At 26.3% G+C, this 15,352-nt stretch carries 18 protein-coding genes; all 18 read left to right on the top strand.

The window, feature by feature from the left end; all coding sequences use genetic code 11:
- The first annotated feature begins 17 nt into the window (after positions 1-17).
- On the top strand, positions 18-440 hold the full coding sequence (locus tag AZI32_RS06890) for an OsmC family protein (RefSeq protein WP_061995142.1): 423 nt from the start codon (positions 18-20) through the stop codon (positions 438-440).
- Positions 441-670: 230 nt separating this feature from the next.
- Complete coding sequence (locus AZI32_RS06885; protein ID WP_061995141.1) at positions 671-967, top strand: hypothetical protein; 297 nt, start codon at positions 671-673, stop codon at positions 965-967.
- 195 nt (positions 968-1,162) lie between these two features.
- Positions 1,163-1,642 (top strand): GNAT family N-acetyltransferase, encoded by a 480-nt coding sequence (locus AZI32_RS06880; protein ID WP_061995140.1) that lies wholly within the window; start codon positions 1,163-1,165, stop codon positions 1,640-1,642.
- A gap of 73 nt (positions 1,643-1,715) precedes the next feature.
- Positions 1,716-2,495, top strand: a complete 780-nt coding sequence (locus AZI32_RS06875; RefSeq protein WP_061995139.1) for a GNAT family N-acetyltransferase — start codon at positions 1,716-1,718, stop codon at positions 2,493-2,495.
- Between the two features lie 840 nt (positions 2,496-3,335).
- Positions 3,336-3,635, top strand: coding sequence for a DUF6506 family protein (locus AZI32_RS06870; protein ID WP_061995138.1), 300 nt, complete (start codon positions 3,336-3,338; stop codon positions 3,633-3,635).
- Between the two features lie 79 nt (positions 3,636-3,714).
- A complete protein-coding gene (locus AZI32_RS06865) occupies positions 3,715-4,080 on the top strand; it encodes a dATP/dGTP pyrophosphohydrolase domain-containing protein (RefSeq protein ID WP_061995137.1) in 366 nt (121 codons plus the stop codon).
- Between the two features lie 160 nt (positions 4,081-4,240).
- The gene (locus tag AZI32_RS06860; RefSeq protein WP_061995136.1) at positions 4,241-4,561 is read left to right on the top strand and encodes a hypothetical protein; all 321 of its coding nucleotides are present in this window, start codon (positions 4,241-4,243) and stop codon (positions 4,559-4,561) included.
- 203 nt (positions 4,562-4,764) lie between these two features.
- The gene (locus AZI32_RS06855) at positions 4,765-5,610 is read left to right on the top strand and encodes an NAD-dependent epimerase/dehydratase family protein (protein WP_061995135.1); all 846 of its coding nucleotides are present in this window, start codon (positions 4,765-4,767) and stop codon (positions 5,608-5,610) included.
- Positions 5,611-5,794: 184 nt separating this feature from the next.
- Positions 5,795-6,349 (top strand): non-canonical purine NTP pyrophosphatase, encoded by a 555-nt coding sequence (locus tag AZI32_RS06850; protein ID WP_061995134.1) that lies wholly within the window; start codon positions 5,795-5,797, stop codon positions 6,347-6,349.
- A 101-nt stretch (positions 6,350-6,450) separates the two neighbouring features.
- Positions 6,451-7,746: a hypothetical protein gene (locus tag AZI32_RS06845; RefSeq protein WP_061995133.1), complete on the top strand. Its 1,296-nt coding sequence runs from the start codon at positions 6,451-6,453 to the stop codon at positions 7,744-7,746.
- A 198-nt stretch (positions 7,747-7,944) separates the two neighbouring features.
- Positions 7,945-8,451, top strand: coding sequence for a hypothetical protein (locus AZI32_RS06840; protein ID WP_061995132.1), 507 nt, complete (start codon positions 7,945-7,947; stop codon positions 8,449-8,451).
- Entirely contained in the window at positions 8,451-10,151 is a 1,701-nt protein-coding gene (locus tag AZI32_RS06835) for a B12-binding domain-containing radical SAM protein (protein WP_061995131.1), read from the top strand. The genes AZI32_RS06840 and AZI32_RS06835 overlap by 1 nt, the downstream gene beginning before the upstream one ends.
- Before the next feature lie 488 nt (positions 10,152-10,639).
- Positions 10,640-10,966, top strand: coding sequence for a hypothetical protein (locus tag AZI32_RS06830; RefSeq protein WP_061995130.1), 327 nt, complete (start codon positions 10,640-10,642; stop codon positions 10,964-10,966).
- The gene (locus AZI32_RS06825) at positions 10,953-12,905 is read left to right on the top strand and encodes a V-type ATP synthase subunit I (protein WP_061995129.1); all 1,953 of its coding nucleotides are present in this window, start codon (positions 10,953-10,955) and stop codon (positions 12,903-12,905) included. Before AZI32_RS06830 ends, AZI32_RS06825 begins: the two co-directional genes overlap by 14 nt.
- Positions 12,906-12,918: 13 nt before the next feature.
- Positions 12,919-13,401 (top strand): V-type ATP synthase subunit K, encoded by a 483-nt coding sequence (locus AZI32_RS06820; RefSeq protein WP_010291738.1) that lies wholly within the window; start codon positions 12,919-12,921, stop codon positions 13,399-13,401.
- Positions 13,402-13,440: 39 nt separating this feature from the next.
- Entirely contained in the window at positions 13,441-14,028 is a 588-nt protein-coding gene (locus AZI32_RS06815; protein WP_061995128.1) for a V-type ATP synthase subunit E family protein, read from the top strand.
- A gap of 19 nt (positions 14,029-14,047) precedes the next feature.
- A complete protein-coding gene (locus tag AZI32_RS06810) occupies positions 14,048-15,049 on the top strand; it encodes a V-type ATP synthase subunit C (protein ID WP_061995127.1) in 1,002 nt (333 codons plus the stop codon).
- Positions 15,042-15,350: a V-type ATP synthase subunit F gene (locus tag AZI32_RS06805; RefSeq protein ID WP_082761167.1), complete on the top strand. Its 309-nt coding sequence runs from the start codon at positions 15,042-15,044 to the stop codon at positions 15,348-15,350. Before AZI32_RS06810 ends, AZI32_RS06805 begins: the two co-directional genes overlap by 8 nt.
- Positions 15,351-15,352: the final 2 nt, after the last annotated feature.

Here is a 15,352-nt window from a genome sequence, read left to right as displayed (position 1 = left end):
TGTAGGGGGAATTAAACATGAAACTAAATGCAGTAGTAAAATGGCTTGGAGAAGGAGTGGTATTTGAAGGTACAACTCCAGAAGGAGCAAAGTTTGTAATGGCAGGTCCAAAGGAAATGAATAATGGAAAAGTTCTAGGACCAAAACCAATTGAAATACTTCTTCATGCAGTTGCAGCATGTACAAGTGTAGATACAGTTGCAATGTTACAATCTAAAGGTGCACAGATTTCAGAGTATGAAGTAATTGTTAATGGAGAAAGAGGAGCAGAGGCTCCAAAACCTATAGAAGAAATTAACCTTCTATATAACATAAAAGGAAAGGGTATGACACCAGAGATGATAAAAGATATACTTGAAATTGCGTTTAATGTGGAAAGTGGAGTTGCTAATACTTATAAGTCTAATATAACTTGGGATTTTAATCTTATTGAAGAGTAATATTACTTTTAGTTAAGAAAATTTAAAATTAAAATGGCAATTAAAAAGCGAACAATTCATAAGAGTACCGTATTATTTAGGGATAAATACTACGGTATTTTTATATATAATTAAATTTAGTATATATGTAATTAAGACAATAAATAAATGCTTAAAGGAATATTATTGAAATTATGTTATAATTATGTAGAGGTTTATATATTATTAACATAATAAAAGGGGGAAAATATATGAGAAAAGATATTAGTGTTAAAGAGTTAGGCCCAGGTAGTTTAGCAGCACCTATTGTTATATTAGCAATAATATTTCAATTTAGCTGTATAGGGGATAAATCCATAGGACGATATATAATGAATTTCTTTGGGATAAGGTTTCCAGATGCTTTAATAGGATTAGCTTTATTTGGATTAGCAGTTATTATTGGATATAAATATAAAACACATCGTTATGCAAAAGTTGCAGCGAATATATCTATGATTTGCTTAATAATTTTTACTATATTAATAATAATTTCTGGATTATTTTAATCTAGGTAAATATAACTTAAAAATTTAAATGATTGTATATACCGTATTATTTAGAGATGAATATTACGGTATTTTTATATTATTTTCAATAATTTTAGATATATAAATTATACAATATTAGGTTGATTTACAAAAATATGATATAATTTTCTTAAAATTCAATCTAATTAGAAAAGTCGTGGAGGAGTAATAAATATGAAAATTAAGCTTAAAAAAACTCTAAATGGACATATATCGAATTCTTCTAAATTTGAAGTGGAAAATTTAAATTTATATGGAGATGAATTAAAAGAAAGTTTAAATAAATATTTAGTAGAATTCACAGTAGGAATATTAGACCCTGATGTTAGGGGAAAGAAACCAGATAAATTTATTGAAAAACTTTTTAATGGAAGATTAGGAGACTTTTCTAAAAGATATATTAAGTTAGCATATGATAATGATAAAGTAGTTGGGTTATTGATAGGTTTACCACAAGGAGAAAAAGAATTATATGTTTATTCACTGCATATAACACCAAATTATCGTAATAGGGGAATAGGTTCTATTTTACTAGCTACATGTATAAATGATATGTATGCAAATAATATAAATTGTATTACTTTAGATGTTCATAGCAATAATAAGACTGCTTATAATTTGTATAAAAAGTTTGGTTTTGAGGAATTTAATTAAAAATAAATTTTATAGTTCAATTTGTATGGGCATTGAAATAGATTAAGTTTATTAAACTGTATGGGGGAATATTATGTTGATAGATGAAAAAATTGTAGAGTGTGAAACTAAATATATACAATGTTTCTCAGATTCTTATGAAGATAAAAATATAATTAGATTTCGTGATAATGAGTTGAAGGATATGTATTATCATAATTATACTTATATAAAAAATTCAATGAGTGAAAATGAACTAAGAAATATCATAAAAAATGAAATTTCATTAAGACTATGTGAAGAGGAGAATTATTGTAATATTCTTTCAAATTATAATATTAATAGTTCACTGATTTCTAGTTTGAAATATGATTCAGAAGTATCTATAAATGGGTATTATACTTTTGATATTGAATATTTTTCAAGATTGAAAGCTATACCAGATTGTATAGTAAAAAAAGTTAGTAATGAAAAAATGGTAAATGACATTTTGTATTGTGATTTACAACATGATGAGAAAACACTTGGAAAAGACTTTTGTACAAGGAGAAGTTATAGACGTGGAAAAGTATACATTTCTGATAAAGGAGTTAATTCTTATCTTTGTTATCATAATGGACAAGTAGTAGGTAATTGCGATTTATTTATATATAAAGGAATTGCAAAAATTGAAGATTTTGCTGTTATTCCTAGATATCAACGTAAGGGATATGGAACAACAATTTTAAAGAGCTTAATTAATACAGCTATAAAAGAAAAATGTCATACTATATATCTTATTACTGATGAGGAGGATACTGCAAAAGAAATGTACAAAAAAATTGGTTTTAGTAAAATAGGCGAAAGGATAGATTTGTTTCTTAAGCTGTATTAAGAATTGAGTTATAGTAAAAAAGTTAATATATTTAAAAAAACTGATTAATATTATATTTTTATTAGTTTTATAGGGAGTTGACAGTGAAAAAATGAACTATTTAATTAGAAAAGTAGAAAATAAAGAATTTCATAGAAATGGTATTGCGACAAATTTGTTCAATTATATGATTGCAGAACTATAGGGTTCCAAGTTGATAGCTAAAATTATGTGAGGAATTTATTGTTAGAAAAAATGGTAAATATAACTTTAAACCGTCATTCAGTTAGTTATTTCGAGAAATTCTAATAATCTTTTTTAAAATTTTTAGGACTAAACGGCTGAATCGACGTCCTGTCTAGGCAGTCGCAAAACCCGTCCTTGGGTTTCGGTCCTAAAAATGTAAAAAAATCTTATAAGAATTTCTAAGTCACAACTAAAAATCATAACTAACTTAAAGTTCTATGTACCATTAAAAAATATCTTAGGTAAGCGAATAAATCAAAAATTCAGTTTGGAACCCTATAAGAAAGAAACAAGTTTATCATGCAATAGGGTTCAAAGATTTAGGCAAGTAACAAAATTTTCAAGGAATTATAGGGTTCCAAGTTGACTTTTAAAATTACTCGTTCCAAAACTTGGATACCCAAAATAGTGAGACATGCTCGGAAACACTTCAAATTCAACACTACATTTTGTATAAAAATATTTTAAATCTATTGAATAAATTTAAATGCGAGCTTGTTTCCCTATATATTTACACCAATGGAATTTATATTATAAGGATGTGTTTAGTTACAAAATGTAAATTAAATAGTTTAATATAATAAAAAATAATTATAAAAATGGGGGTAATTTAATATGAAGAAAAAATTTGCATTTTTACTTATGGGAGGCCACTATAATCCAACAGAACATAAAGCTTGTTTTGAGACTAAAAAACAAATCACTTATATTTTTACTGTTAGAAATTTTAAAGAGGCATGTGATAAGCTTATTCTTTTAGAAAAAGAAGGAGTTGGAGCAATTGAATTATGCGGTGCCTTTGGAGAGGAAAAAGTTGAAAAGTTGATAGAACTTACAAATAATAAAATAGCTATTGGTTATATTATGCATAAGGCTGAGCAAGATAATTTATTTGAGAAGTTTTTTGGAGAATAAAAGATAAGAATTATATAATTGTTGAATTTGAATTTTATAGAGCAAGTTAAAATATTGTAGTTAAATAGGGGGTATTTACGTGGATATTTTATCATTAAAATATATTCAGAATATTCAAAAAGAGTTGCAAGATAAACATAAAGAAAAATGGCATGCTCTTACACCAGAGTATGGGAGAAGTTGTTTATTGTGGATGATGGAAGAATTCGGCGAAATTGTTTCTGTTATAAAAAAGTGTGGAGAGAATGATATTATGAATAATGCAACTGTCAGAAATGCATTTATCGAGGAGTTTGTTGACGTTATGATGTTTATGAATGATGCATTATTATGTTATGGTATATCAGCAGAAGAATTGTCATCTGCATATATTAAAAAATATCATAAGAATATGGGACGTAACTGGAATGAAGAACATGCTAATTATTTACAAGAAATCAAATAGAATTGCGAGTGAGGCTATTATAAGATTTATATAGAAAATATATTAATTATAGATATAATTTAGTACAAATTTTAACACTCATAGATTAATGTACTTATTCAAAATTCTACAAGTTAAAATAGATTTATGGTCTTAACTTAAAAAGATATTAAATGAGAGGTTGAGGGATATTTATGACAGGGAATGTAATGATTATAATTCAGAATTAGGTATTGCTAGTTTTGAATTAACATATTTTTTTGCTGAAAAGTTAGGAGAAACAGGTAAAGTGTTTATTGTTGAAGGAAATTTTGATAATAAATATGCTAGCAACATTTTCAATTCTATAAAATCAAAATATATGTATAAAGTAGTGCAATTATATTGTTATGCTAATTGTGAAATTTTATATGAAAGATTTATAAATCGCAATTTATCAGGAAATAGACATCCAGGACATATAAGAGATATAAATGGAATAGATGATTTAAAAATAGAATAATTAATAGAAATTTCAAGGTAGATATTGAAAATAGCATTAACTTAGATATAGATACAACTGATTTTGCAGAGGTTGATTTTCAAAAAAATTTTCAAGTAGTTGATATTAATATAAATTAGATTTTAAAAATTATTAATGTATTATAACAATATAAGAAAGAATAATTTATAGTGATATAAAAGTTATATGTGAGGAAGTATGTTATGAAAATTTTAATATTAGGGGCAAGTGGTTTTCTAGGTGGTAATGTTTTTAAATTAATGAAATCTAACAAAGATTTTAATGTATTAGGAACTTGTAATAATTCTACTGATAATTATGATTTAATAAAACTTGATATAACAAATGAGCATGAGGTTAAAACTCTTATTAATAAATTTAATCCTCATGTTATTTTGTGGAGCTTAATTAGTGATATGAAGAATAATAAAAGTGAAAAGTATTTAATTGAAATTGGTTTAAATAATGTTTTGAAAAATTTATCACCGGAACAAAAATTAATATTTATATCAACTAACGCCATTTTCAGAGGTGGCAATGGTTATTATAAGGAAACAGATATGCCTAAATATAGAAATAGTAATAAGTCATTAGCCGAGTATGTTAATGCAAAAATTGATGGAGAAAAACTTGTAAAAAGGCATAGTAATTATATTATTGTACGACCAGGTGCAATTTATGGAAAGTACACAGAGGGAAGATGGGATAAAAGAATTTCATCATTAATTGAGCAATTAGAAAATGGTAAGGAAATTATAAGAACAAAAAATTTATATAATACTTTTGTAAATGTTGATGAATTGGCAAAGGCAATAAAAAAACTAATAGAACTAGATTACAAAGGAATTATACATTTAGGGCCAAGTTTAAAAGAAAGTTACTATAAATTTTACATTAAAATAGCTAAGAGATTGAATTTAAATGTTAATTTAATTAAAAGTAATATGCTTACACATGAAGAGGTTATTAAAGATGATGGGACTTTAGATCTTTCCATCGATACATCTATGGCAAGAGAGTTATTAGGAGATATATTTAGTAATATTTAAATGAAAAACATCTTTTATAAATAAAATTAAATATGGATACAAGAATAAGCAAAAAGCTAAATCTAAAAATTCTAAAATTATAGTGTTAAGGGGTAAATTTTAATGGATATGAAATGGGATTTAGATAGAATATATACTTATTTTAACGCAGAGAAATTTTAACTAATAGATAGGTGGAATTAGTGTGGATATAATTTATGTAACTGGCAATAATCTTAAATTTGAAATTGCAAAAAAGGTTTTTGAAGGCAGTAATATAAACTTAATTCAAAAAAACTTAGATACACCTGAGATACAAAGCTTTAATGTTTGTGATGTTGCTGCGTATTCAGCTAAATGGGCAAGTGAAAAACTAAACAGTTCAGTTATAGTAACTGATGCAGGATTTTACGTCAATTCATTAAGAGGTTTTCCAGGACCTTATATAAAATATATTAATAGTTGGTTAAGTGCAGAAGATATTTTAAAAATGTTAGAGAATAAAGAAGATAGAAGTATTTGTATAAGAGAATGTTTAGTATATTGTTCAAAAGATGGTGAAGTTAAAGTTTTTGAACATGAAACTAAAGGAGAAATTATAAGGAAAATTATATGTGAAAAGGGATCTAGTATTGACAAAATTGTCATACCAGAAGGATTAAATTGTACATTATCAGAATTAACAAAAGAGGAATCAATAGCATTTTGGAGTAGAAATAGCAATGATAAAGATTTTAAAAAATGGATTGAGACACATTAAAAGTAAAAAGTAATATACAAATATGATAGATTAGTAATTTAAAAGACACAACTTAAATATATATATAATAAAACTAAATATAAGAGTTGTGGAGTGAGTTTATGAAAAAAAAGGCGGGGCTAGCATTTATTTTATTAATAATAGTGTCAACATTTATTTTTGTAAATGCAAGAAAACAAGATTATGGAGTAGGCTCAAATGTTTCAAATGCAAAGTTAGAATTAAAACTTAAAGGTTTAAAAGGTGCAAAAGATTTTGTTAAAGATAATTTAGATAATTATTACATAGCCTTTAAAAAAAGAATTATAGTAGTTGAAAAAGATGGTAAGAGCTATACGGTAGTTTCAAATAAAGAGTTTGATATTAAAAGTATAGATTACAAGGATAATATATTATATTTTTCTTCTGGTAATAAGATTTATTCTTATAATTTGCAAAGTAAAAAATTAAAAGAATGTATTGGTAATATTCCTAATTTTGGTGATTATAAAGATGTCTTTATAAAGGTAAGTGGTAATTATCTAATAGCTTCTATTGGTGCTGCTACTAATTCTGGAGTTGTTGGAGAAGATAATCATTGGACAAAGGAATTTCCGTTGGAGAAAGATCATAGTGCAAAAGAATTAATTTTAAAAGAAGTTAATTTTGGAAAAGATAATACAGGTGCTTTTAAAGAAAAAGGAAAAGAAAGTTTTGATGGACAAGTAATACCAGAAGAGAAAATAGGAAATTCCACTTTGATTATGTATAATTTAGAAAATGAGCAATATGAAACCTTTGCTTGGGGAATAAGGAATATAACAGGATTAGATTTTAGTAGCAAAGGTAAGATTTACGCATCAGTTGGAGGAATGGAGTACAGAGGGGTAAGACCTATTTGTAATGATAAAGATTATATATATGAAATAAAAAAAGATGAATGGTATGGTTTTCCAGATTTTTCAGGCGGAGACCCTGTAACTTCACCTAAATTTATGGATGAAGATGAAAAAACGGAAAATTTTTTACTTAGTAAACATCCTAATTCTACTCCTCAGGGTCCTGCATATGAGCATGATAAGGTATCTGCAATAAAATCATTAGCTGTAGACTCAAAAGGAATTTTAGGAGAAACTGATGATATATATTTTTATGATGATATAGAAAAATGTATATTTGTATGCAGTAGTGAAAAAACAGCAAAAGAATTTATTTCTTTAGGAAAAAAATCTAATATTAAATCTATAAAAACAACAAATAGTGGTATTGGAATTCTAGAAACATCTCAAGGATGCTTATATGAGGCAAATATTAATGATGCTGAAAAAAGTATGTTTAATTCAGCAGAATTATTTACCTATGTCGTAGCTATTTTACTTACAGCTGTAATTGTAACAACTTTTTTTGTAATAAAGTAATTTATATTGTAAAATAGATAGTAAATTATCATTTAAGGCTTAGTTAACAATACTAAGTCTTAAATTTTTATATAAATATTTTAATTTCAAATGTTAAAATACGTTAAAAAAAGTAAATTACATAAAATGGAAGGAAATATAATGCTGTTATAGAAATATTACTTATATATGAAATTTATTTTTATGAGGTGATATTTAATGGAACAGTCTGTTTTTATAAATTTAGAAGAAACCATTTTAGCAGGAGATATATTAGACATAGGACGTGACAATTATGGTATAATATATAATCTATTCAAAAGTTATGATAAAAATGGCGATGTGGAATATATAGAAAAGGGTAAGGAAAGTAATATAAAAGAAAAGAAATATGATAATTGTGTTTTGTTTTTTTCATTAAGCTCTATAATAAACAATATAGAAAAACAAAAGATAATAGACGAAATATATTGTTGTTTAAAAAATGATGGATTATTATATATATGGGATATAGATAAAGAAGGGTTAAAACCTTATGAAAATCATATAAAAGTTTATATGCCAGATAAAAGTTTAAAAGAATTTGATATAAAAGACAATAATCCTTTAAAACAAAGCTCAGGAGAAAAAACATTAGCCCTTTTAGAGAAAGAATTTCAAATTTTAGACTTTAAAAGTGGTGCTCAAATATACTATATAATGTGCAAAAAAAGGAGAAAAAATTAATGAAGGTTTTATTAGTAGGTGTAAATGCAAAATATATTCATAGTAATTTAGCTATAAGATATTTAAAAGCATATACAGAAGAATTAAATTATGACTGCGAAACTATAGAATTTTCTATCAATGATAATATAGAAAGAGTTGTAGCAGATATTATAGAGAAAAAACCTAGTGTTCTAGGTTTTTCGTGCTATATATGGAATTTGGAATATGTGGAAATGATTGCAAATACTGTTAAAAGAATAGATGAAAACATTACTATTTTTTACGGTGGTCCAGAAGTAAGTTATGATGGTAAAGGATTTTTAGAAAATAATGTAGGGGAGTTTTTGATTGAGGGTGAAGGTGAAGAAACCTATAAGGAATTCATAATTAACAAACTAAGAGAATATAATGGAGAAACTATAGATTGGTCTAATATTAATGGATTATATTTTAAAGAAGAAAATAAAGTTAAATATAGTGGAAGAAGAAACCTTATGAATATGGAACAAATAGTGTTTCCATATGAGGAAAATGAAGATTTAGAAAATAAGATTGTTTATTATGAAGCATCAAGAGGATGTCCTTTTAATTGTAAGTATTGTCTTTCTTCAACATTTCATGGTGTTAGATTCCTAGACATAGAAAGAGTAAAAAAAGAATTGAAATATTTTATTGATAAAAAAGTTCGTCTTGTAAAGTTTGTTGATAGAACATTCAATTGTAATGAAGAGTTTGCTAATCAAATTTGGAACTTTCTTATAGAAAATCATTGTGATACCAGATTTCATTTTGAAATATCAGCAGATTTATTAAGAGAAAAATCTATAAAAACATTATCAAAGGCTAAAGTTGGCTTATTTCAATTTGAAGTAGGTGTTCAAACAACTAATGATAATGTTTTAGCTAACATAAACAGGCATGTAAACTTTTCTGAAATAAAAGAGAAAGTTGAAGAGTTAAAAGGTTTAAAAAATATAATGCAGCATTTAGATTTGATAGCAGGACTTCCAGGTGAAGATTTTCAGTCTTTTAAAAAATCTTTTAATGATGTTTATAAAATAGGTCCAGATGAATTGCAATTAGGTTTTTTAAAATTGCTTAAGGGTTCACCTATGACATTAGAGGCAGAAAAATGGGGCATGAAGTATAGCCAATATCCACCTTATGAAGTTTTATCAACAAAGGATATTAGTTACGAAGAACTAAGAGTTTTGAAAGAAATTGAACATATGGTTGATAAATATTTAAATAGTGGGAAGTTTAATAACATAATTAAATATTTTGATAAAATAAGTAAGTTTGAAAGTCCTTTTGATTTTTATTATGAGCTATCTAGATTTTATGATAACAAAGGATATTTTAAAAGAAAAATTTCTTCTCAAGATTATTATAAAGTATTCCTTGAATTTAACGAGGAATATCTAAAGGAAAGTAGTGAGTTTTTAAGAGAACTAATAAAATTTGATTATTTGTATTTTAATAAGAAAAGAGGACTACCTAATTTCTTATCAGCAGAAAATGATAAAGTTATGGAACGCAAAATCAAAGATTTATTAGTGAAAGATGGAAAAATTAAAAATGGAAATGAAATACATATAATTAAATTTAAATATAACATGCAAGAATATTTAAATTTAGGGAATATTAAAAGGGAAGATTTTTATTTAGCTTTTTATAATGAAAAAGATGGATATATGACCGTGGAAAATTACTATTAAAAGAAAATAATTGTAAAAACATTGTTAAAAAATATACTAAATAATATATAAATTTACAACGTTTTCAGTGTGCTCTTTGATCTTATTATTTTTAATATTGTATATAAAAAAGTAGATTTTTGTGATAAAATTAGTTTTATATCAATAATAAAAGAAAAAAATAAGTAAAAAGAGCATTTTTTATGCAGAAATATGTATAATATAATTAATAAGATTAAAAATTTTTTAATTTAAAATTAAATTAAATTAAAAAAATATTCACTCAAATAAATTTATCACATTAAAAAACTTTGTTAAAAATATGTTAAAATTTATAATATTTTTAATATAAGGCTTGTTTAATTTGTAAAAATTACTTATAATATGTGGTAAATAAAAACTCTTTAAAAGTAATTTGATATGTTTTATAAGATATATGTTATTTATTTAAAATAATTAAATTTACAAAGCATATATTCTTATAATTAATATATAAAGGTGGTGATATTTTGGCATTAGAAGCAATTAACAAAGTTAAACTAGCAGAGGAAGAAGCTATAAAAGTTATTGATGAAGCAACAGTTAAAGGCAAAACATTAATAATGAATGCAGAAAAAAAAGCTAAAAATCAATATGATGAAATTCTTTCAAAAGCAACTAAAGAAGGCGAAGTTATAAAAGCTAAATTCTTAGAAGATAGCAATGAAAAATGTAAGCCGATTTTGGAAAAAGGGAAAAAAGAAGTACAAGAAATTTTAAATTCAGAAAATGACAACTTCCCAAAAGCAGTTAAATCAGTAATTGAGAGGATAGTGAATTTCAATGGCAATAGTTAAAATGAAGAAATTTACTCTTTTAGCCTTTCAGTCACAGAAAAAAGAACTTTTACAAAATCTGCAAAGGTTACAAGCTGTTCAATTTACAGAATTTAATATTGAAGATGAACAGTATAAAGAGTATTTAAAGCAAGATTCCGCTTATGTTGAAATATCTGAAGTTGAAGATAAGCAGGCCCAAGTAAAATTTGCTATTGATTTTTTAAGCAAGTATGAAGAAAAAAAGGGAATGCTTAATGAACTTAAGCAAGGAAAAGATTCTTTAACTTATGAAGAACTTGAAAAAAGAGTTGAAAATATAAGTTGGAAAAACGAATATGTTGCATTAAAACAGTTAGAAAATAATATAACTGAAAAAAATCAACATATAAGCAAACTTAGAGGCGACATTGAAGAGTTAAGCAAATGGATTAATTTAGATATGCCTATGAGTGATGTAAAAGGATTCAAAAATACTATTGCTTATTTAGGAACTATTCCTAAAAATTTCTTAGAAAATTTAAGAGAAGAAATAGGCAATAGCTTTGACACTTCTTATATTGAGACTATAGGCGAGGATAGTAGAGACGCAAATATCTTAATAGTTTTCCATAAAGAAAATTTAAAAGATATAGATATTATTTTAAAAAGATATAGCTTTACAAGAGTACAGTATGAATATCAATCAGTACCAAGTGAAGTTATAAAAGAATTTAAACACAAAATACAAGAAATCAAAAATGAATTAAAAGAAACAAATGAAGAAATAAAACAACACCTTATGCATTTGCAAGAATTTAAATTAGTTTTTGAACATTGTGAAAGTGAACTTGCAAGATTAAAAAGTTATGAGAAGTTTTTAGCAAGTAGCAATATATTCGTTGTTGAAGGATATGTGCCTTGTGAAGATTCAAATGACTTTGAAAAAATGCTTAAAGATACACTAAGCGATAATTATTATTTAGAAATTGAAGATGCAGAAGGTGATGAAACACCAGTATTACTTAGAAATGGTAAACTAACAGAAGCTTTTGAACCAATTACAGAAATGTATAGTTTGCCAAGGTATACAGAAATAGATCCAACGGTATTCCTTATGCCATTTTATATATTATTCTTTGGTATGATGTTATCAGATGCAGCCTATGGAATAATACTTTTCTTAGGTACATTAATTGGATTAAAATTATTCAACCTAGAAGATGAAATGAGAAAATCATTTAAAATGTTTTGCTATTTAGGATTATCTACAACTTTCTGGGGAATAATGTATGGAAGTTACTTTGGAGATGCTATTTCACTTCCAGCGCTTTGGATGAAACCAGATAGTGATGTAATGATGCTTATGATAGTATCAGTAGCATTAGGATTAGTGCAAATTACTGTAGGTCTTGCGATAAAAGCATATATGTATATAAGAGATGGAAAGATTTTAGATGCATTATGGGATGTAGGACTTTGGTATGGAATACTTGGAGGATTAATGCTTTGGGGTTTAAGTGCTTTTGGAGTAATTAATAATCCAACTTTAACTACAGTTTGTAAATACTTAGCTTTAGTTTCTGCAATATTAATTATATTGACAAACGGAAGAGAAGAAAAAGGAATAGCAGGTAAGTTAGGTCAAGGTTTCTATGCTTTATATGGTATTACAGGTTATGTTGGAGATTTAGTATCTTATACAAGACTTGCAGCACTAGGACTTGCCACAGGATTTATAAGTATGGCATTTAATATGATGATAGGAATGTTTGGAAACCCTATAGCTAAGATTTTAGCAGGTGGATTAATATTCGTAGTAGGACATATATTTAACTTATTTATAAATGCATTAGGAGCATATGTTCATACTTGTAGATTGCAATATTTAGAGTATTTTGGCAAATTCTATGAAGGCGGTGGAACTGCTTTCAAACCATTAAAATATAGTTCAAAATATGTGAATATCACGAAGAAATAAGGAGGAATTTTTCATGACAACAATAACAGAATTTTTATTACAAAACTCAGGAATATTTTTTGCAGCAATGGGTATTGCTTTAGCAGCTATACTTCCAGGAATAGGATCAGCTAAAGGTGTTGGTATGGTTGGAGAAGCAGCAACAGGATTAATAACAGAGGAGCCAGAAAAATTCGGTAAAGTTCTTATATTAGAGTTACTACCAGGTACACAAGGTTTATATGGTTTCGTTATAGCACTTATGGTTTCATTCCAAGTTAGCACAGATATGTCTCTTGCAAACGGATTATATTTATTTGCAGCATGTCTACCAATAGCATTTGCAGGTTGGAAATCAGCTATATCTCAGGCTAGAACAGCAGCAGCAGCAGTTCAAATATTAGCTAAAAAACCAGAGCATAACACAAAAGGTATCATATTAACAGTTATGGTTGAGACATATGCACTTTTAGGATTCGTTATGTCACTACTTCTAATCTTAAATGCTCAGTTCTAAGTATAAAAAAGAATTTAGTATTAAGGACGTGATTTTTAAATGTCAAATTTAGATAATTTAACTTCTAAGATTATAGAAGATGCTAAAAAAAAGGCAGATAATATAATTGCAGAGGCTAAAGAAAAAGAATCTCAGATAATTGAGAAAAAGAAAAAAGAAGCAGAAAAATCATCACAAAATGTTATAGAAAAAGCAAATTTAGAAGGAAAAAATCTTTTTGATAGAGCTATTTCTAAAACTGAATTAAAAGTTAGAAATGAAAAACTTGTTGCAAAGCAAACAGTTATAAATAAAGTTTTCAATGAAGCAGTAAAGGAACTTAATGCTATGAATAAAGAACAATTCTTATCATACGTTAAGGAACAAATAAAATCACTGCCTATAAGTGGAGAACAAAACATAATAGTTGCTTCTAAAGATAAAGAAAAAATAACTTCTGAATTCTTAAATGAACTAAATGGTGAGTTAAAGAATGCAAAAATCATCTTAAGTGAAGAAACAAGAGAAATAAATGGCGGATTTATACTATCTAAGGATGGTATAGAAATTAACTGTTCTTTTGCAGATGTTATAGATTCTTTAAGATATGATTTAGAGAATGAAGTAGCAAATATGTTATTTGATTAATTTTAAGGAGGATAGCCATATGGATAGAATGGAATTTACTCATGCTGTGGCTAGGCTAAGAGTTATTGAAACTAAACTCCTTGATAAGATGAAGCTTGAAAGAATGATAGAAAGTGCTTCATTAGAAGAAGCAATAAGAGTTTTATCAGAAACTCAGTATAATGAAAGTATTTCATTATTAAAAAGAGTTGAGGATTATGAAGTTGCATTAAACGAGGAGTTAAAAAAATTATACTCTCTTATGTATGAGGTTTCTCCTGATAAATTAATTGTTGATATCATGAATTTAAAATATGATTATCATAACATTAAAGTTTTAGAAAAGGAAAAAATCTTAGATAAAGATTTATCTTCCTTACTAATTCCAGTTGGATCAATAGATGTCGAAAAATTAAAGACATCTATTGTAACTGGTGATTTAAAAGGACTAGAACCTATAATGAGAGAGGCCATAAAAAAAGCTGAGAATGATTATGAAGAAAATAAAGATTCTCAAAGAATAGATATAATTTTAGATAGATACCTTTATGAAGATATGCTTAAAAGAGCTAAAGAAAGCAAATTTGAGTTTATAGAAGGTTATGTAAAAAGAACTATAGATTTAACTAATATAAAAATAATGCTTAGAGTAAAAGCTCAAGATAAAGACATGAAGTTTTTAGAAGGAGTTTTAATAGAAGGTGGATACATACCACAATCTACACTTATAGAAGGATTAAGTATTAGTTTTGAAAACTTCATAGAAGTAGTATCAAAATATGGATATGATAAAGTTTTAAAATTAGTAGTTGAAGATTATGCTTCAACTAAGAAGTATACTTCAATAGAAGTTCATTCTGATAATTATCTAATGGATTATATAAAAGGTGCAAAAGGAGTAAACTTTGGACCAGAGCCTATAATTGCATATATAATGGCTAAAGAAACGGAACTAAAAGTTGTAAGAATAATACTTGCCGGTAAGCTTAATAAAGTGGAAAGCAATATTATAAGAGAAAGGTTGCGTGATATATATGCATAAGATAGGTGTTATAGGAGATAAGGATTCTGTATTAGCTTTTAAGGCTATAGGAGTTGATGTATTTCCAGTTGTTGAAGTAGAAGAAGCTAGAAAAGCAATAGATAGATTAGCACGTAATGAATATGCAGTTATATTTATTACTGAACAATTAGCGCAGCATTTAGAAGAGACTATTGAAAGATATACTAGAGAATTACTTCCATCTATTATATTAATTCCAAGTAACCAAGGTAGTTTAAACATTGGTAAGAAAAGAGTTAGTGATAATGTTGAGAAGGCTGTAGGTGTAAATATCTTATAGAA

This window comes from Clostridium sp. ATCC 25772 (assembly GCF_001573875.1).
Classification (GTDB): domain Bacteria; phylum Bacillota; class Clostridia; order Clostridiales; family Clostridiaceae; genus Clostridium_J; species Clostridium_J senegalense.
Note: the sequence above shows the minus strand (reverse complement) of the source record. Positions and strands in the feature narration are given on the sequence as shown.